Genomic DNA, 18,483 nt, shown 5'->3' with positions numbered 1-18,483 from the left:
CAGGGAACACCGCGCCATGGCCGGAACCGTCCAGACCGGGCTGATCGCGCTTTACGCACTGACCGCCATCGCGGCCGGCTGGGTTTTACGCGCCGCCGATCTGACGGGTCTGGGCGAAGCGGTCGTGGCCGGAATCCTGGTCTTCCTGATCCTGCTGGTCGGGCATGAGGTGATCCGCGCGCGCCGGGCCGAGCGCCAGACCCTCCACCGCATCCTGCTGCTCAAGCGCGCGCACGACCGGCTGCGTCAGGAGCTGATGACCAGCCGGGACGAGACGCGGCGGCTGTTCGAACTGATCGAGGATCGCGGCGGCGAGGAGGTGCTGGACGCGCTGGAGGAAGCCGCGCGCCGCCAATCCGAGGCGCGCGACCGGGCGGGAGAGGTGGCCCGGACCGCCCAATCCCCCGGCGCGTCGGAGGATGTCGAGGCCGAGGTCCGGGTGCTGCACCAACTGGTCGAGCAACTCTATTCCGACGATGTGCCGCCGGTCCTACGCTCGCGCGAGACGCCGCCACCGCCACCGCTGCCCGACGCGGAGCGGGACGGCACGCGCAAGGAACCCAACATGGGACGTGCCGACCGGGGGCGCGCCCAGGGAGGCCCGGAGCGGGAGCGCACACGCCCGCCGCTGCGCGTCGTGGCGGACGAGGGACCGAACGCCTTGAGCGAGGAGCGGGTGCTGGAGATCGTGCGCGACGGGCTGCGCACGGACCGCGTCGACCTCTATCTCCAACCCATCGTCAGCTTGCCGCAGCGCAAGCGCCGCTTCTTCGAATGCTTCAGCCGCATCCGGGCGGAGGACGGCACCGTGGTGACGCCCGCCCAGTATCTCGCCCCCGCGCGGCGCGCCGGCCTCTCGACGGCGGTCGACAACATGCTGTTGTTCCGCTGCGTGCAGTTGCTGCGCCGGGTGCGTCGGCGCGACGCGACGACCGCCTTCTTCTGCAACGTCTCGCCGCACACGCTGGCGGACCGGGAATTCTTCCGCGATTTCATCTCCTATATGGAGAACCACCGGGAACTCGCCTCCAGCCTCGTGCTGGAAATGGCGCAGAGCGATTTCGACGCGCAGCGCCAGCGTCTCGGCCCCGATCTGAAGCGGATCGCGGGCATGGGCTATCGCTTCTCGCTCGACGCGGTCGACCGGCTGGACCTCGACCTCGGGGAGTTGGAAGCGCTCAACATCCATTTCCTGAAGATCGACGCGGCCCTGATCCTCGACACATTGGAGGCCGGCGGCGAGGCGGCTTCCCAGCTTCGCATGCTGAAGCAGCAACTGGACGCCCACGATATCGACCTGATCGTGGAGCGGATCGAGACCGAGCGGATGCTGATCGAGCTTCTGGAATTCAATATCGATTTCGGCCAGGGCTATCTCTTCGGCGAACCGAAGCTCAGCCCCGAGCACGGGCAGGAGGAAGATGTCGAGGGGCGCGGGGGCGCGCAATAGGGCGCATCCTGGACACCGCCCCTATTCCTTTCACTTTCCCCCTTCCCCCGGCGGCCGTCGCGGAAGGGTCGCTTGACCGATCCGGCCCGACCGGCCATCTAACCCCCTTCTCATGGAAAGGGGATGGAATTCAGCGGATGACGATCCGGATCATCGACGGGCTGGGCGCGGTCGCGGAGCATTATGGGCTTTTCGTGATCGATCAATGGGGCGTCCTGCATGACGGCGCCCAGACGCATCCGGGCGCGGTCAGGGCGCTGCGGGAGTTGCGCGCGTTGGCCACGCGCACGGGCGCGGGCATCGCGCTACTCTCCAATTCCGGCAAGCGGGTGGAGGCATCCTATGAGCGCCTCTCGGCGCTCGGCATCGATCGCGATCTCTACGATCTGGTCGTGACCTCGGGGGAAGAACTCCATCGCGGCCTTCTTCAACGCGGCCGCGACGATGCGGACGATCCCTTCTACGGCGCGCTCGGCCGGCGCGCCTTCGGCATCTGGTGGGACGACGACCGCGGCATCCTCGACGGCTGCGACGTGGCGGAGACCGACGATATCGCGGCGGCCGATTTCATCCTGTGCGCCGGTACCGGCGGCAGCGAGCTCGACGACTACATGCCGGTTCTGGCGGCGGCGCTGGATCGCGACCTGCCGATGGCTTGCGCCAATCCCGACCGGGTCAGCGTCCAACCGGACGGCAGCCTGAAGATGTGCCCCGGCGCCATCGCCGAGGCCTATGAACGCATGGGCGGCACGGTGCGTTGGCACGGCAAGCCACAACGGGCCGTCTACGATATGATCCGCGCGCATTTCGATACCGACGCGCCCGGGATCGGGATCGGCGATTCCCTGCAGCACGATATCCAGGGGGCAGAGAATGGCGGCCTGGACAGCCTGTTCATCGCCGGTGGAATCCACCGCCAGGATCTGGGCCGTCCCCTCGACCCCGATCAGGTGGAGGCCTTGGCGCGAACGCGCGGCGTGCATCCCACCTACGCCGCCGACATGTTCCGCTGGTGACGACGACCGGCCCGGCGTTACAGCACCTTGTGCAGCGCCTCGACCAGCCGCTCGTAGTCGCGCGGCTCGTTATAGAGATAGGCGCATAGCCGCAGCCACAGCCGGCCGTCCACGGGCTGGATATCGACCTCGATATCATGCTCGTCCAGCAGGCGGGCGCGCAGCCGCTCCGCCTGGGGTTTCTTCGCGCCTCCGCTCGTGGGGGGAAGGGCGACGGCGGCCATGAAGCCGGTCATGCTGTCCGGCCCGCCGCGCACCGTGCCCAGGTCGCGCGCGACCTGGCTGGCGGCGGATCGGATCAGATCGCCGCAATATTCCGCGATCGCCGCCTCGCCCCACCGCGCACGGAAATCGAGGGCGGCGGGAATGGAGAGGACCGGCGTGAAATCCTTCGTCCCCGGCCAATCGAAGGCGGGGGTGAAACCGTCGGCGATGAAATGGCTTATCGTCGTCGGGCGCAGGAAGGGTTGTCGCTCCGGCGCGGCCCACAGGAAGGCGGAACCGCGCGGCGCGCCCAGCCATTTATGCGCGTTGGCGGCATAGTAGTCCGCGCCCAGCGCCTCGATCGAGAGCGGCAGCATGCCCGGTCCATGCGCCCCATCGACCAGCACGGCGATCCCGCGATCCCGCGCTTCCGCGACGATCTCCTCGATCGGCAGGACCAGCGCCGTCTTCGAGGTCGCGTGATCGATCACCAGCAGGCGCGTGCGCGCGCTGAGCGCCCGCGACACCGCCTCCACCGCCTCCTCCGGATCGGACATCGGGAAGGGAAGCGGCGCCGTGATCAGACGCGAATCCGCCCGGTCGCAAACGAATTCCAGCGTGCGCATCACCGCGCCATAGCAATGGCTGGTCGTCACCACCTCGTCGCCCGGCATCAACACGAAGGAGCGCAGAACCGCGTTCATCGCCGTCGAGGCGTTATCAAGGAAGACGATATCCTCCCCCCGCGCCCCAACATACTCCCCGACCCGGTCCGCCGTGCGCCGAAGTAGGCCGCTTAATTCCCGGCGCAGGAAACGCGCGGGGTGCCGCTCCACATGACGGCGCCATTCGTCCTGTGCCTCGGCCACCGGCAGCGCGAGCGCACCGAACGCACCGTGGTTCAGATATGTCGCCTGGGGTTCCAGCGCGAAAAGATCGCGCGCGGCCGCCCCAACCGGCGCCCTGCCTCGGTTTCCTGCCGCCGGGCGCCCCGGCGCCGACTTCACGGTCTCATCGAATTTGACGGACGGCATGTTTCCTTGCCGATGCGGGCGTCGGAGTCCTGCCTTCCGAGCGCCGGTGCCTCGTCCAATATCGGGGCCGCGGAATTGCGGCCGCCCTCCCGCGCCGTCACGGCGCGGGAGGGATAGTGTCAAACGCCGGGTTACGGCCGTCAAGCCGCCCTTTGCGGATCAGTCGCACGAACGGGGATTGATGGGGTATCGGGATGCGCCTACCGGCTCTCCCGCCGCCAGCTTACCGCCAGCAGGCCGAGAGCCAGGAGCAACAGCAGCCATCCCGGCATCAGCGTCTGGGTGGCGATGCCGGTGACGACGAAATCCCTGTTCTCGCGCAGGCCGAACCAGTCGCCGCCACCAGCGGCACGGTCCGGCGCCACCCGCCGGATCGCCGGCAGGGCCGCCTGCAAAGCGGCCGGATCGTCCGTCAGCCGGGTGCCACCCTCCGCCTCGGCGAGCCTTATGGTCGATCCGCCCGTCGCCGACACCAGGGGGGCCAGCCGTTCCGTCGTCGCGGAAAGGGCAGAAAGCTCCAGCGGGTTGAGCGCGCCGGCCGCCGCCATCGCCACCCGCTCGCCGTCGCGCACGGTATAGAGGCCCGTGCGTTCGATCGGGATCGTGGTGCCGTAGGTGCCCGACCCCTGGGCGGACAGGGTGAGCGCGCGGGTGGTGCCATCCGGCGTCGTCAGTTCGACCTCGGGCTCCACCATCGGGTCGAGGCTACGCAGCCGCACCTCCAGCCGGTCGCCCTCGGCGCGCACGCGCAGATCCTCCTCCTCCAGCTCCGGCTCCTTCATCAGCCAATGGGCCATGCGGCGCAGCAGTTCGGCCTGCGGCCCACCGCCCTCGAAGCCGCGCGCCCAAAGCCAGATATGGTCGCTGTTGATCTGGGCGATTCGCCCCTCGCCCACCCGGTCGAGCAGCAGCAGCGGCAGATCGTCGAGGCCCGTCATCAACACCTCGCCGCTATGCGCGTCGGTCTCGACCTGCCGGAACCAGCGGCCCCAGACCGCCTCCCCGCGCCGGGCGGTGACCGCCTGCCCCGCGCTGTTCAAGGTGACGCCCGGACCGCCCGGCAGATCCGCCGTGACCGGGTGACGGCGGCCGCGCTCGGTCACCTCGGGCGTAAAGCCGCGTTCGATCACCGCGCCGCTGGGCCTTCCCGGCATGACCTGTCCGAGGGCCGTGCGGTAGAGGCTGTAGGGACCGGAGAAGCCCGGCCCGACCGCCTGCAGCACGGCACCGCCCTTACGGACATAGTCGACGATATTGGCGAGGTAGATGGAGGGCAGGACCCCACGCCGCCGATAGCGGTCGAAGACCACCAGATCGAACTCGTCCAGCTTGATCTCGAACAGCTCGCGCGTCGGAAAGGCGATCAGGGAAAGCTCATGGATCGGCGTGCCGTCCTGCTTCTCCGGCGGGCGCAGGATGGTGAAATGAACCAGATCGACCGACGGGTCGGATTTCAGCAGGTTGCGCCATGTCCGCTCGCCCGGATGCGGCTCCCCGGAAACCAGCAGGACCCGCAGCCGGTCGCGCACCCCATTGACCGACAACACCGCGCGATTGTTGACGGCGGACAGTTCGCCCGGGCGCTCCGGCGTCGCCAGTTCGACGATCGAGGGGCCGCGATGATCCGGCGTCACGCGGATTTCCGCCACCTCGCCGATCGGCGCACGCACGCCGCGCTGCACCTCGCCGTCCAGGCGCACGGTAACCCGTGCTGTCTCGCCCGCGCGCGCGACCGGATCGTCGACCCGCACGCGGATGCTAACCGGCTCGCCCACCAGCCCGTAGCCCGGCGCCTCGACGACCGTCAGCCGCCGGTCGGAGGCCTCCGGCTTCCCCACGATCAGGGCGTGCAGCGGGCCGGGCAGTCCGCGCGCGCGATCGCCGGTGGCGGGATCGGGCTCCGGCACGTCATGCACCTGGCCGTCGGTCACCATGATCGCGCCGGCGAAGCGCCGGGCCGGAATGTCGGCGAGCGCGGTGCGCACCGCCTCGACCAGACGGGTACCCTTCGCGTCCTCCGCGATGGAGCCATGGCGCAGCGTGAGGCGGCGCACCTCCAACGTCTCGTCGAACCGGGCGAGGCGCGCCTCCAGCGCGTCGGCGGCCGCCCGCGTCTCCTCCAGCCGGCCGGCGGTCTCCTGGGAGGGGGTCTCGTCCACCACCAGAAGCGCCACGTCCTTGATCGGCGCGCGTTTCTCCTGGATCGCCGTGGGGTTCGCGACCGCCACCAGGATCGCCGCGGCCAGCAGCGCCCTCGGCACGCTGCCCGGCGCGCGGCCGAGGGCGCCGGCCAACAGCACCAGCGCCGCCACCGCGCCCAGCGCGCCGATCGCCCACCACGGCAGCAGAGGATCGAAGACGATCGCCAACCCGTCGGTCATTGACCCAGCCTTTCCAGGATCGCCGGCACATGGACCTGATCGGCCTTGTAGTTCCCGGTCAGCGCGTACATCACCAGATTGACGCCGAAGCGATAGGCCATCTCGCGCTGGCGGTCGCCGCCGGGCACGACCGGGAACATCGGCCGCCCGCCCGCATCCTCCGCCCAGGCGCCGGCCCAGTCGGCGGCGCCGACCAGAATGCGCGCGACACCGTCATTGACGGTCGTGCCCGGCTTCTCGATCCACAAGGTGCCGCCAGTCCAGCGTCCCGGGAAATCCTGCATCAGATAGAAGCTCTTGGTCAGGACATGCTCCGGTGGGACGGGGGTCAGTTCCGGCACGTCGATGCCCTGGGTCAGCCGCCGCAGATCCGGCGAGCCGCCGGTCGTCCAACCGCCCGAGACATGGGCGTCGCGGGTATCGAACAGGATCGTGCCGCCATTGGCGAGGAACCGGTTCAGCCGGTCTATCGCCCCCTGGTGCAGGTCGGGCTGGCTTTCCGTCACCGGCCAGTAGAGCAACGGGAAGAAGGAAAGCTCGTCCTCGTTCACATCGACGCCCAGCGGTTCCGCCGTCTCGACCGCCGTGCGTTGCCGCAGCACGGCGGTCAAGCCACCAAGGCCGGCGCGCGCGATACGGTCGACCTCCGGGTCGCCGGTCTCGACATAGGCGAGCGTCGTGCCGCTGACGGCGCGCAGCGCGAATTCGTCGCCGGTAAGCGCGACATCCCCGTCCCCGGCCTCGGCGCCGATGGCGGGGCCGATCGTGCGGGCGTCGTCCTGCGCCCGGGCGGGGGAGTTCCCGGCCGCCAGCGCCAGGACGGAAAGCCCTGCGCACAGCGACAGCACCAACGCCGTCCCGGTGCTTCCCGCGCGGCTGCCCCCGCCGGAACCCAGGACCGGACGACCGCCGACGCCCGGGAACTGCCCGCGCATCAGAAGCGTCACGATCCCGTCGATCAGCAACAGCGCCAACGCGGTCAGATAGAACCACGCGTCGAGCGGCCGTTCCTCGGCCCGGTCATAGCCCGCGCGCGTGGCCGCGGGGGGCAGGGCGGGCAGGGCCTCGAACGCCTCGACCCTCGGGCCGAGGCTGACCGCCTGGCGGATCGCCTCCGTACCGTAGAAGCCGGGCGGATGGCGGGGACCGATCGCCACATCCTCCAGGGCGTCGGCCGGGATCGGCCGGGCGGTGACCGGCGGGTCGCCCAGCCGCCCCGCGCCGTTCAGCGTCTGGACGGGGGCGAGCGGCCGGTCGGCCGCCCCCGGCGTCGCCGTCGCGACACCGGCGCCCAGTTCGGTCAGCCGTTGCAGCATCTCCACGAACAGCCCGGACAGCGCCAGCGAGGACCATTCCGTGTTCGCCGTGGTGTGGATCAGGACCAACCAGCCCTCGCCACGCCGCTCGGCGGTGACGAGGGGGGTGTCATCCTCCAACCGCATCCAGGTTTTTTCCGCCAGATCGAGAGCCGGTTCGGCCAGGACCTGACGCTTCACGACCGCCTCCGTCCGTGTCGGCAAGCCGGCGAACGGACCGTCCGGGGAGACGGAGCCGATCCGCGCCGGCTCCGTCCATTGCAGCGCGCCGGATAGCTGCCGGCCGCCCCGGCGCAGCGTGACCGGCACCAGATCGTCCTCCTCCGCCTGGGCGAGGCGGGGACCGGCGAAGCGCACGAGCACGCCGCCCCCTTCGATCCAATCCCGCAGCGCCGTGCGCGCGTCGCTGTCGACCGGCGTCGAATCCGGCAGGAAGATCGCCGCTTGGCCCGCCCGAATCAGGATATCGGCCGGCGCGCGGCTCAAATCCCCGATCGGCGCCAGGGCCCGGTCGAGATAATAGACTTCCGACAACAGCGCCAGGCCGACATCCCGGCCCGCATCCGACACGATGCCGACCGGCCGGCGCGACCAGCGCTCGTCGAACAGCGCGACCGCGCCCGCGCCCAGGCCGACGGACAGGTCCGAGAGCCCCGCGCCGCCGGCGCCCTCCTCTCCGTTTTCGGCCGCCCCATTTCCGGCCGGGGGGGTACCCGCCACGCGCTCCGGCGCCTCCACGGTCACGGCGGCCAGATCGTTGCGCAACGCGCGGGGGATCTCCATCGTCACCGCCATGTCGCGCGCGTCGGGCTCGAAACGCGCGACATGGCGCGCCAGCGGGCGTCCGTCGGGGCCGCGCGCGACCAGGACGACGTCCCGTGGCGCGCCCGCATCCGGCCGCCGCAGGCTCAGCGTCAGTTCACCGGCACCAGCCCGGGGCGGGATGGCGAGGACCGGCAACCGGTCGGCAGCCGGCGTCAGCACCGTCAGCGGGCCGATCGCGGCCATCGCCTCCGTCAGCGCGCCCGTGCCGGGCGCGTCGACCCCGTCGCTGGCCCAGATGACGCTCGCCCCGCCGCTGCTTTCCCCTTCGCTTCCGGCCCCGGCCCCAACCCCGGCCCCCGCCGTGGCCCCCGCCGTGGCCCCCGCCGTGGCCAACGCGTCGGCAGCCGCCGCGCGATCGACCGCCCAGGGATGGGGCGTCGCCGCGCCGATCCGGTCGATGGCGCGCGCGGCCGGCAGCATGTCGGAAAGCGCGGGCGGCGCCCCTTCCGCGTCGCGCGCGGTGAAGAGAAGCCGCACCGGCCGGTCCGCGCGCCCCGCCTGTTCCGCCAGCGCCGTCAGCCGTGCCTGCCGGTCCGGCCAGCCCGGCGCCGCGCCGAACCCGTCGTCGATCACCAGGATAAGGGGGCCGTCGCCCGGCAATTCACGCTCCGGATCGAGGATGGGCCCCGCCACCGCGACGATCAGCAGCGCCGCCACCAGGAGCCGCAGCAGCACCAACCACCAGGGGGCGGAGGCCGGCGTCTTCTCCGCGCTCTCCAGGCCGAAGAGCAACCGGATCGCCGGAAAGCCGATCCGCTTCGGCGCGGGCGGCAGGATGCGCAGCAGCAGCCATAGCGCCGGCAACGCGATCAACCCCAGCAACAGCCAGGGGTTGAGGAAGGCGAGCGGCCCGAGTCCGATCATCGCATTCCCCCGCCGCCGATGGCCGCGCCCTCACGCGCCGGGGCCTCCTGGGCAAGCGCCATGAACAGCGTCAAGAGCGCCCGTTCGGCCGGCTGATCCGTATGATGGACGAGCAATTGCCACCCGGCCGCGCGCGCGATATCGCCGAGCGCCGCGCGATGCGCCCGCAACCTTTCGATATAGCGCGGGCGCAGGCTCTCCGCCTTGCCGACGGTCAGGTCCCCTTCCGCCTCCAGTCCCAGGAACTTGGTCCGTCCGGTGAAAGGCAGAGCCTCTTCCGCCGGGTCGAGCACCTGGACCAGCACGCCGCGCACATGACGCACGGCGAGACCGGCGATGCGCGCCTCGATATCCTCCAACGGGCTGAGAAAATCGCCGAACAGAAGAATTTGGGCATGGCGGGGCAGGCGCTCCTCCGACGGCAGGTCGCGGCGGCTTTCCGCCGCCGCGATCGCGGCGGGCGGGAACAGCAGACGCTCCGTCAGGCGTTCCAGGGCGGCACGACCCATGGCGGGTCGGTCGCCGACCCCCATCAGGGCCACCCGCTCCCCGCCGCGCAGCAGTAGCGCGGCGCAAGCCAGGAGCAGCAATTCCGCCCGGTCGCGCTTCATCGGCAGGCGCGCATGCGAACGATAGTCCATCGAGGGCGAGGAATCCGCCCAGAGCCAGACGCTCTGCGCCGCCTCCCACTCCGTCTCGCGCACGAACAATCCGTCGGAGCGCGCGGAGCGCCGCCAATCCACGGCGGAGGCCGCGTCATGCGCCTCGAAATTGCGATATTGCCAGAAGGTCTCCCCCATGCCGACGCGGCGGCGTCCATGGATGCCCTGGGCCACGGTGGCCGCCACGCGCTCCGCCTCGATCAGCAGACCCGGCAGGCTGTCGCCCAGGCTCTCCGCCCGGCCGCGGATCGCGCGCGCGCGCCCGGTCCGGCCCGGATCGGGTGCCCCGGTCCTATCGGTCCCGTCCTGCGCGGACCCGTCCGGCGCGGGCGTCTGGGGATCGTTCTGGCGGTCGCTCGGGGTTATGGCGGCTCTCCCGGTCCGGTCCTGGGTCGTCGTTCCGTCAGGCGAGGTCGGCGGCCAGACGCTCGATCACCGTATCGAGCGTGACGCCGTCGGCCCGCGCCGAGAAATTTAGGGCCATGCGGTGACGCAGCACCGGCTTGGCCAGCGCCACCACATCCTCCGTCGAGGGGGCGAGCCGCCCGGTCAGCAGCGCCCGCGCGCGGGCGGCCAGCATCAGGGCCTGGCTGGCGCGCGGCCCCGGCCCCCAGGCGACATTCCGCCGCACCGCCTCGATCCCGCTGGTCTCCGGCCGCCCCTCGCGCACCAGATGCAGGATGGCGTCCACCACCTTCTCGCCGACCGGTACTTGTCGAACCAGGCGCTGGGCGTCCAGCAGCATCCGGTCGTCCAACACCGCGCTTGGCCGCGCGTTCCGCAGGCCCGTGGTGCGCAGTACGATCTCGCGTTCCGATTCCGCGTCCGGATAATCGATATTGACCTGCAACAGGAAGCGGTCGAGTTGCGCCTCCGGCAGGGGATAGGTTCCCTCCTGCTCGATCGGATTCTGGGTCGCCAGGACGTGGAACGGGCTCGGCAGGTCGTGCGGATGACCGGCGACGGAGACCTTGCGCTCCTGCATCGCCTGCAGCAACGCGGATTGCGTGCGCGGGCTGGCGCGGTTGATCTCGTCTCCCATCAACAATTGGGTGAAGACCGGACCGTGCACGAAGCGGAAGGAGCGCTTGCCGCTCTCGCTCTCCTCCAGCACCTCGGAGCCGAGGATATCCGCCGGCATCAGATCGGGCGTGAATTGGATGCGCCGGCTATCCAGGCCCAGCACGGTGCCCAGCGTCTCCACCAGCAGCGTCTTGCCCAGACCCGGCACGCCGACCAGCAACAGATGCCCGCCCGCCAGCAGGGTCGTCAGGACCTGATCGATCACCACCTGCTGGCCGAAGATGACGCGGCCGATCTGCGCGCGGGCGTCGGCCATCTTCTCGCCCAGCGCCTCCATCTCCTCCGCCAATCGTTCGGCGTCGAGATCGGCGCTGGTCTCCTCCGCGCGGGCGGCGGTGCTGTGGCTGTCACTCACGGGTCGCTGGCTCCTCGAACGGGGTGGCGATGAACGCTTGCGGGACCGTTCCGGGGCGGATCGGCCCCCGGTGCTTGCACGAACCGGCGAAGCGCCCTTAATTCAACAAGAGAATAGGGCGGGAATTTGTCGTGGCGATAGCCCCGAATTTCGGACCGGCTCCGCACCCCGCCCGAAGAGCGTGTCGATAAGGGACATCGTCCGCGTCGCTCGGGCCGCAAGGATGATCGTGAAGCCATGGCCGGACAAGAGCGCAAACCGCGCAGCCTGAAGGAATTGATGGAGACCGGCGGGGGCCTCACCGGTTTCGCCTGGCCGGCGCATGAGAACCAATTCGACATCGCCATCCGGCGCGACGGCACCTGGACCCATCAGGGCGACCCGATCCGGCGCGAGAAGCTGGTGAAGCTGTTCGCCACCGTGCTTCAACGCGACGCGGAGGGCGTCTATTGGCTGGTGACGCCGGGCGAGCGCGGCCGGGTCGCGGTGGAGGACGCCCCCTTCGTCGCGGTCGAACTGGACGCGGACAGCACGCCCGGCACGCTGCGTTTCCGCACCAATCTGGACCATTGGGTGACGGCCGGCGCGGATCACCCGATCCGGGTCGAGGAGAATGCGGAGACCGGCGAGCCCTCCCCCTATGTGCTGGTCCGCGACCGGCTGGAGGCCCTGATCGCGCGCAGCGTCTTCTACGAATTGGTGGACCGCGCGGTCGCCCGCACGGTGGACGGCCGCACCATGCTGGGGGTGGAAAGCGCCGGCCGCTTCTTCCCCCTCGGCCCCGCCGATGGCGGATGACATGGCGGGGGACGGGGCGAACGACGGGGACCGGCGCATGGCGGAGATGGAGGCCGAGACGATCATCGCCCGCCTGGAGGCCGCGCGGCGCGCGGCACGGCCGCGGCGGGGCGATGCCGACCTCAATCCCGACATGGCGCCGACGCGCCCGACCCTGATCCCGGCGGCGGTTCTGGTGCCGATCATCCTGCACCCTTCGCGGCCGACCGTCCTGCTGACCCGGCGGACGGATCACCTGACGGATCACGCGGGGCAGATCAGCTTTCCCGGCGGCAAGGTCGATCCGGGCGACGCGGACGCGCGCGCCGCCGCCCTGCGCGAAACGCGCGAGGAGGTCGGCATCGCCCCGGAACGGATCGAGATCGTCGGCGACCTCGACCCCTATGTCACCCGCACCGGCTTCCAGGTGGAGCCGATCGTGGGGTTCCTCCGCCCCCCGGTCGCGCCCAGGCCCGACCCGTTCGAGGTGGCGGAAGTCTTCGAGGTGCCGCTCTCCTTCCTGATCGACCGGCGCAACCATCAGCGCCATTCGCGGGAGTTCGAGGGCCGCACGCGCCATTTCTACGCCATGCCCTATGACCGCCACTATATCTGGGGGGCGACCGCGGGCATGCTGGTCAATCTCGCCGATGTGCTGGAAGGCGTGGCGCCTTAGCGCGGGACGCCCCGTCCACGCCCCCGGCGCGACAGGCCGCCGGAAGGTCCGGGACGATAACCGCCACCCGCGCCGGCGAAACCATCGGAAGATGAATAGGCACTTATTTGCCACCCCCACAGCCTCGGATTAAGCTGCGGAGCGCGATAACCGGCATGGGAGGCTTGGCGGAGATGCGGGTTTTGGTTCTGGCCGCCATGGTGCTTTCGCCATTCTGGGCGCTCCCGGCCACGGCCGAACCGTCGAGCGAAAAACAGATTACGCGGATGGCGTTTTACGAATCGTTCAACATGCGCACGATTGGCAGCGCGATGTGGCAGAACCTTCGTGCGTATTGCGATTCCTATCCAAAGACCTTTTTTGAAATTAAAAAATCAGTGATGACTATCTTGAGATATCACGAGGTGAAGATTTCTTTTGGCATGTCTATTTTCATAATGAAAATTCCATAGACCTCCGTGGGGCGATTTATAGCGGCACACTGCGCGATCAATCCGAATTCTCTGTATATTATGATACTGCCCTTTCGGAGTGGCGTGCGTTCGGTGACATATTCGCCGAGAAGCTGGATGACTGTGTCCCGCACCCTGGTTAGGGCGCGGGACTGTCTCATGCGTGCGCTTGCTCTAAGGTTTGCCTAGGTAATCAGCTTCCCGGATTCTCCGGCTCTTGTAGTTCGGTCCAAAGTTACGAAGCTCGTGCTCCATGGCGGTGACGCTTCCTGAAAGAAGTGTCTTCCAGAAACGTTTGGTTGCATATCGTAAATTCGCCCCGTGCTGAATTGCGACGCTCAACGCGACCGTTTTCATTTTCGGCGGGAGCGCCGCGAATGTATCGGGGCGCCCGGCAGCCTTCATGGCCTTGTCGTATCGATTGACGGGATCGCCCGCGATTTGGTCGTACTTGGCATTCGACAGTTGCTCCGCTTCCGCCTTCGAAAGGGTGATCGGATTGGCCGCGAGGAAGGAATCCGCGGCCTTCCTCGTCAGACCGAGATAGGGTTTCAGCCTTGCGGCGAGCGCCGGGTCCAATCCGTGGTTCTTGACCAAGCGGTTGAGGTCGTAATCGTTCATCTGCCCCAGGTCCACACCGGCCCCGATGGTAACGCCACTACTGCCATCGACATTTCCGTTGTTGTCGTAGGGCACATATCCATTGGTTTCGTACCCCTCCTGCGCGTGAATGAATTTCATATCGATTCCGACGAGCGAGGGCGGGACCGATATCGTGTTCGCACCGCTGCCAGGCATCGTTCCGGATGGCGACGCCTGCGCGACTTGCGCGCGCGCGTCTTTCGGCGTCGAGGACATCACCGTGTCTTCGCCGGCGCCGCCCAGCAGTGTCCCCCCACGCCCGTGGCATGGCGAAAAGGGTGGGGTTGCGCGTCGGCGCACCCCTCATGCCCTTCCGACCCCGGTGGAACCGACACCCATTCCCCATTCCTCGCGTCCCATTCGAAGCCCGGCATGATCACCGCGGGGCGGGAATGGATCGTGTCGTCGCCGGACGGGTTGGGCCAAGCATGCGATTCCGCCGGCGACCAGGGCTCGACCTCGTCGGCGCGGATGGCCGGGGATAGGGCGGTGGTGCCGCCCCCCGCCCGTCGGCCGCGACCGGGATAGGCGCGCCGCCATTGCCGAACGACATGGTCGGACACCCCCTTGCCCCGGTCGCGCCAATAGCGCGGATCACGCATGAGCGTACGGATCGCCTCGTCGACGGTCGCGCCGGCCGGCTCGATCCGGTCCGTCCCGGCCGGGGAGAAGAGCCCGGCTTCATCCTGCCGCCGGTCCTCGCGTTTCGTCACGCGCCGCGCCCGCGCCGCCCCTTCGCCGCGTGCCTTCTCGCCCGTCTCCTTGCCGGTCTCCTTGCCAATATCCTTGGTGAACAGCGCACCGGACGACGACCCGGCCGCGCCGGAACGGGCCGCCACGGAGGCCCCATCCCCCCACCGATTTCCGACCGGTGCTTGGCGTGTCGGGGCATGCGGCATAGATTCGGCATGGAGATCGCTGCCACGCGGCGCGGCGCCGGCCATGGGCCGGGCGGCGCGCCGGAACCGGATCGGATAGGAACCCCGTGCGGACATTCCTCACCATCATCCTGCCGCTGATCGCGCCGACGCTGGTCTTCCTCGTCTGGCGCTGGTTCGCCATGCGCCGGGCGGAGGCGGAGGCCCGCCATCAGCCCATCCCCGCCTGGCAGAGCTGGCCCTGGGCGCGGCTCAGCCTGGCGGGCGCGGTGCTGACGGCCCTGACGCTCTCCGCCGTCGCGATGATGCGCGACAATCCGATCGGCGCGCGCTACGTGCCGCCGCATATGGAGAACGGCGAACTCATCCCCGGCCATTTCGTCGACCCCGAGGAGGGAGCGGAGCCGGACGACCGGCCGAGCGAGACACAGACCTTCAAGGGCCTCGGCATCCCGCCCCCATCGCTGCCCAATCAACCGCGGGACGAGGGGGGGTGAGCATGCCCCAATCCCGGCCCCCACCCCCACCCCCGCCCTTGCGCCTGCCTCGCCTCGACCCTGACAGGCAGACCTGGATGCGCGCGCCGGAGACGCTGGCCGTGCTGCGCGCCCTAAGTGGGAACGCCTCGGACCGGGGGGCGGCCGACGGCGCGTTGGCGCGTTTCGTCGGCGGCTGCGTGCGCGATGCGCTGGCCGGCCGAATGGGGGCCGGGGCCGACATCGATATCGATATCGCCACCCCCCTCCTCCCGGAGGAGGTGACCCGGCGCCTGGAGGCGGCCGGTCTGCGCGCCGTACCGACGGGAATCGCGCATGGCACCGTCACCGCCGTCGTCAACCGCCGCCCCTTCGAGATCACGACCCTGCGCCGCGACGTGGAGACGGACGGGCGCCGCGCGGTCGTCGCCTTCACCACCGATTGGACGGAGGACGCGGCGCGGCGCGACTTTACCTTCAACGCGCTGTTCGCGGAGCCGGACGGCACGCTGCACGACCCGTTCGGCGGGATCGCGGACCTGAAGGCCGGGCGGGTCCGCTTCGTCGGCGAGGCCGACCTGCGCATTCGCGAGGATGTGCTGCGCATCCTGCGCTTCTGCCGGTTTCATGCGCGGTTCGGGGCGGGCGCGCCCTCCGGTCCGGATTTCGAGGCCTGCGTCGCGCGGCGCGACCTCCTGCCCCAACTCTCGGCCGAGCGGGTGCGACGGGAGCTTTCCCGCCTGCTGGCCTGCGACCGGCCGGTGCCGACACTGGAGGCGATGATCGCGCGCGGGCTGCTGGCCCATTGGCTGCCGGAGGCGCGGGAGGTGGCCGCGCTCCAGGCCGCGACGGCGCGCGCGGATGCGGCCGGCCGGCGCGACTGGCTGCGGCGGCTCGCCGTGCTGGCCCCGGTCGAGACACGGGCCGCCGCCCACGCGCAGGCGGAGCGGCTGCGGCTTTCCAACGCGGAGGCCGAACGACTGGCCGATTTCGCGGAGCCGTCCGTGCCCTTCCATCCCGACCTGCCGGTGGCGGCGCGCCGCGAGGCGCTCTACCGCATCGGGCGGGACCGGGCCTGGGACCTGGCCATCCTGGGCGCTGCCCGGGCCGAGGGGACGGGCGCGGACCCCACCCCCTGGCAGGCGCTGATGGCGGAAGCGGAGGCGTGGCGCCCGCGCGACCTGCCCATCTCCGGCGCGGATGCGCTGGCGGCGGGATTGCCGCCCGGACCGGCGGTCGGGCGCTGCCTGCGCGCGGTGGAGACGTGGTGGATCGCCCGGGACTTCGCCCCGGACCGCGCCGCCTGTCTCGACCGTCTGGCGGCGGAGGCCGCGCGCCTGTCGGCCGACAACGGCGCGGATGCCGGATAATCCCCGATCAACAGGACCAGGAAGGGACAGTCGATCATGACCAACGCGCGAATCTGCTTCGTCGGGGACAGCCTGACCGCCGGGACCGGCGACGCCGAATGCCGGGGGTGGCCCGGCCGCCTGTGCGCCGAGGAAATCGGGACACGCGGCCATGATCTGAGTTGCTACAATCTCGGCGTCCGGGCGGAGACGAGCGCGCAGATCGCCGCGCGCTGGGAGGCGGAATGCCGACCCCGCCTGCCGGAACATGTGGACGGGCGCCTGACCTTCATGTTCGGGCTGAACGATATGGCGGATCAGGAAGGGGCGGGCCAGCGCCTGTCCCACGCGCGCTCGGTCGAGACGGCGCGGGCCATGCTCTCCCGCGCGCGGAGCTGGCGGCCGACCCTGTGGCTCGGCCCCACCCCGCCGCGCCGGGAGCCGCCGCAGATCCGGCCCGGCCCCGGCGTGACATATCTCTTCCACCGCGACCGGGTCGCGGACCTCAACGACCGCTACAAGGCGGTGGCGGCGGAACTGGACATCCCCTATTGCGACCTCTTCGGCGCGCTGGCGGAGGATGCGGATTGGAACCGCGACATGGCCGCCGGCGACGGCGTGCATCCGACGGCCGAGGGCTACCGGATGCTCGCCCGGCGGATCGCCGACTGGTCGGACTGGCGGGGCTGGTTCAGTTAGGAGCGCCCCAGCATCCGGGCCAACGCCTGGAAGCCGTTCGCCTTCTCGAAGGGCGGGGCCGCCTGCTTCTCCTGGCTGCGCTTATAGACATAGATGCCGAGCACGGAGAGCCCGACCGTCCAGATCGTGCCCAGCGAGCCGAGGGCGGAGACCACCGCCCCCGCCGAGGCAGGGTCGGTCGCGATGACATAGGCGACCGCACCCATCTGGGCCGCCCAGGTGACGGCGACCACATAGCCGAAGGTGGGCCGCATGCGCCGGACATAGGCGTCCTCGCTCGCCACCTCGGCGCGGATCGTGCGGTTGATCTCGGCCAGCCAGGTGCGTTCCGTGCCGGCGTCCAGTTCGGCCATCGCCTCGATATGACGGTTGGCCTCGGCGAGATCGGCGCCGGAGAGACCGCCGCGCGCGATCTCCTCCTCGACGCCCTTGAGCGCCGCGCCCGCCGCCTTCGCAACCTCGTTGGAGGAGCCGGACAGGGCCGATCCGACCGCCCTCACCAGAAGCGGCAGGCCGATCTGCGCCAGCAACGCGGGAATCATCGCCACGCCCCCTCAGCCGATATCGCGGTAGAAGACATGCCGGCCGATCCGGCATGTCGGCGCGCGGCCCTTCGCCCACCAGGGAAGCATATCCTCGTGATGGTAATGGGTGGCCCCGCCCGTCGGGTCGATCAGCGCGCCCCGCACCGCCCGGCGCGCGATGCGCAGGCAGCTCTGGAACACCGGGTCCGCGCGATCCACCGCCAGCAGCTGCTCCCGGTTCGGATCGCCCTCGTTCCAGCAGGCGAACTGCCAAGGGGCACGGCAGACCGCGACCACATTGGTGCCCCACCAATGGCCGCCGCGCGCCGTGGCCAGGGCGACGCGGTTCATGACGCAGGCCGCGACGGCCTCGCGTCCGCGCACGGGCTCGCCCCGCGCCTCGCCCCAAACGGTGCGGGCCAACAGGTCGATCACGGGACCGTCATCGGCGGCGGGACAGGCGGATTCCCGCATCGGGTGGGCCTGTTCATAGAAGGTCGTCATTTACCGGATTTCCTTTCCATATTTTGTGTATTATCGAGTTTGGATTCGATGCGCAGCAGATGCCCGGTCAACCGGCGCTCCACATCCTTGAGGTAGGAGATCGAGGCATAGGTCTTGGCGACCTCCAGCTTGTAGGCGGCGAGCGCCTCGCGCGCCTGGGCCAGCCCCTTCTCGGTGAAGTGCCGGTGGTGCTGAAGATCGGCCTCCTGCTCCCGGCGATTGCGCCAGATGAGCCAGAACAGGCCGGTCAACACCGGGATCTCCACCGCCGTGATCCACCAGATCAGGTCGATGGTGATGGCGTCTTCCATCGTTC

18 protein-coding genes are annotated in these 18,483 nt (G+C 70.0%); 8 read left to right on the top strand and 10 right to left on the bottom strand.

Features of this window, described 5'->3' with window-relative positions; genetic code table 11:
• The first annotated feature begins 16 nt into the window (after nt 1-16).
• Nucleotides 17-1,450 carry an EAL domain-containing protein gene (locus KAJ83_RS04665; RefSeq protein ID WP_210680878.1) on the top strand — a complete coding sequence of 478 codons (1,434 nt, stop codon included), beginning with the start codon at nt 17-19 and terminating at the stop codon, nt 1,448-1,450.
• A 137-nt stretch (nt 1,451-1,587) separates the two neighbouring features.
• Nucleotides 1,588-2,466 carry a TIGR01459 family HAD-type hydrolase gene (locus tag KAJ83_RS04660; RefSeq protein ID WP_210680877.1) on the top strand — a complete coding sequence of 293 codons (879 nt, stop codon included), beginning with the start codon at nt 1,588-1,590 and terminating at the stop codon, nt 2,464-2,466.
• Between the two features lie 17 nt (nt 2,467-2,483).
• On the opposite strand, the gene KAJ83_RS04655 is transcribed toward KAJ83_RS04660, so the two are convergent.
• The 5 genes from KAJ83_RS04655 to KAJ83_RS04635 all read right to left on the bottom strand — a co-directional run bounded on the left by KAJ83_RS04655 (nt 2,484) and on the right by KAJ83_RS04635 (nt 11,112).
• The gene (locus KAJ83_RS04655; RefSeq protein WP_210680876.1) at nt 2,484-3,704 is read right to left on the bottom strand and encodes an aminotransferase class V-fold PLP-dependent enzyme; all 1,221 of its coding nucleotides are present in this window, start codon (nt 3,702-3,704) and stop codon (nt 2,484-2,486) included.
• A 200-nt stretch (nt 3,705-3,904) separates the two neighbouring features.
• Entirely contained in the window at nt 3,905-6,085 is a 2,181-nt protein-coding gene (locus KAJ83_RS04650) for a VWA domain-containing protein (protein ID WP_210680875.1), read from the bottom strand.
• Complete coding sequence (locus tag KAJ83_RS04645) at nt 6,082-9,090, bottom strand: DUF4159 domain-containing protein (RefSeq protein WP_210680874.1); 3,009 nt, start codon at nt 9,088-9,090, stop codon at nt 6,082-6,084. Before KAJ83_RS04645 ends, KAJ83_RS04650 begins: the two co-directional genes overlap by 4 nt.
• A complete protein-coding gene (locus tag KAJ83_RS04640) occupies nt 9,087-9,938 on the bottom strand; it encodes a DUF58 domain-containing protein (protein ID WP_343221943.1) in 852 nt (283 codons plus the stop codon). The genes KAJ83_RS04645 and KAJ83_RS04640 overlap by 4 nt, the downstream gene beginning before the upstream one ends.
• Nucleotides 9,939-10,155: 217 nt before the next feature.
• Nucleotides 10,156-11,112 carry an AAA family ATPase gene (locus KAJ83_RS04635; protein WP_210681264.1) on the bottom strand — a complete coding sequence of 319 codons (957 nt, stop codon included), beginning with the start codon at nt 11,110-11,112 and terminating at the stop codon, nt 10,156-10,158.
• A gap of 315 nt (nt 11,113-11,427) precedes the next feature.
• On the opposite strand from KAJ83_RS04635, the gene KAJ83_RS04630 reads away from it, so the two are divergent.
• The 3 genes from KAJ83_RS04630 to KAJ83_RS04620 all read left to right on the top strand — a co-directional run bounded on the left by KAJ83_RS04630 (nt 11,428) and on the right by KAJ83_RS04620 (nt 13,095).
• The gene (locus KAJ83_RS04630; RefSeq protein ID WP_210680873.1) at nt 11,428-11,988 is read left to right on the top strand and encodes a DUF1285 domain-containing protein; all 561 of its coding nucleotides are present in this window, start codon (nt 11,428-11,430) and stop codon (nt 11,986-11,988) included.
• Nucleotide 11,989: 1 nt separating this feature from the next.
• Complete coding sequence (locus tag KAJ83_RS04625; protein WP_246484248.1) at nt 11,990-12,643, top strand: CoA pyrophosphatase; 654 nt, start codon at nt 11,990-11,992, stop codon at nt 12,641-12,643.
• 155 nt (nt 12,644-12,798) lie between these two features.
• Entirely contained in the window at nt 12,799-13,095 is a 297-nt protein-coding gene (locus tag KAJ83_RS04620) for a hypothetical protein (protein ID WP_210680872.1), read from the top strand.
• A gap of 174 nt (nt 13,096-13,269) precedes the next feature.
• Here KAJ83_RS04620 and KAJ83_RS04615 read toward each other — a convergent pair whose 3' ends face one another.
• Nucleotides 13,270-13,953 (bottom strand): pesticin C-terminus-like muramidase, encoded by a 684-nt coding sequence (locus KAJ83_RS04615; protein ID WP_210680871.1) that lies wholly within the window; start codon nt 13,951-13,953, stop codon nt 13,270-13,272.
• On the bottom strand, nt 13,953-14,576 hold the full coding sequence (locus KAJ83_RS04610) for a hypothetical protein (protein ID WP_210680870.1): 624 nt from the start codon (nt 14,574-14,576) through the stop codon (nt 13,953-13,955). The genes KAJ83_RS04615 and KAJ83_RS04610 overlap by 1 nt, the downstream gene beginning before the upstream one ends.
• Before the next feature lie 146 nt (nt 14,577-14,722).
• Here KAJ83_RS04610 and KAJ83_RS04605 point away from each other — a divergent pair, with 146 nt between their 5' ends.
• From KAJ83_RS04605 to KAJ83_RS04595, 3 genes are read left to right on the top strand one after another with little or no spacing between them, the layout of a single operon-like run.
• A complete protein-coding gene (locus KAJ83_RS04605) occupies nt 14,723-15,112 on the top strand; it encodes a DUF6111 family protein (protein WP_210680869.1) in 390 nt (129 codons plus the stop codon).
• Between the two features lie 2 nt (nt 15,113-15,114).
• Complete coding sequence (locus KAJ83_RS04600) at nt 15,115-16,461, top strand: CCA tRNA nucleotidyltransferase (RefSeq protein ID WP_210680868.1); 1,347 nt, start codon at nt 15,115-15,117, stop codon at nt 16,459-16,461.
• Nucleotides 16,462-16,497: 36 nt separating this feature from the next.
• Nucleotides 16,498-17,139 carry a GDSL-type esterase/lipase family protein gene (locus KAJ83_RS04595; protein ID WP_210680867.1) on the top strand — a complete coding sequence of 214 codons (642 nt, stop codon included), beginning with the start codon at nt 16,498-16,500 and terminating at the stop codon, nt 17,137-17,139.
• On the opposite strand, the gene KAJ83_RS04590 is transcribed toward KAJ83_RS04595, so the two are convergent.
• From KAJ83_RS04590 to KAJ83_RS04580, 3 genes are read right to left on the bottom strand one after another with little or no spacing between them, the layout of a single operon-like run.
• Entirely contained in the window at nt 17,136-17,681 is a 546-nt protein-coding gene (locus tag KAJ83_RS04590) for a 3TM-type holin (RefSeq protein WP_210681262.1), read from the bottom strand. The genes KAJ83_RS04595 and KAJ83_RS04590 overlap by 4 nt on opposite strands.
• A gap of 12 nt (nt 17,682-17,693) precedes the next feature.
• Complete coding sequence (locus KAJ83_RS04585) at nt 17,694-18,167, bottom strand: cell wall hydrolase (RefSeq protein ID WP_210680866.1); 474 nt, start codon at nt 18,165-18,167, stop codon at nt 17,694-17,696.
• Entirely contained in the window at nt 18,164-18,478 is a 315-nt protein-coding gene (locus KAJ83_RS04580; protein WP_210680865.1) for a hypothetical protein, read from the bottom strand. Before KAJ83_RS04580 ends, KAJ83_RS04585 begins: the two co-directional genes overlap by 4 nt.
• Nucleotides 18,479-18,483 lie beyond the last annotated feature (5 nt).

This window comes from Marivibrio halodurans (genome assembly GCF_017963645.1).
GTDB lineage: Bacteria > Pseudomonadota > Alphaproteobacteria > UBA8366 > Aestuariispiraceae > Marivibrio > Marivibrio halodurans.
The sequence above is the reverse complement of the archived record's forward strand: the minus strand, read 5'-3'. Positions and strand labels throughout refer to the sequence as shown.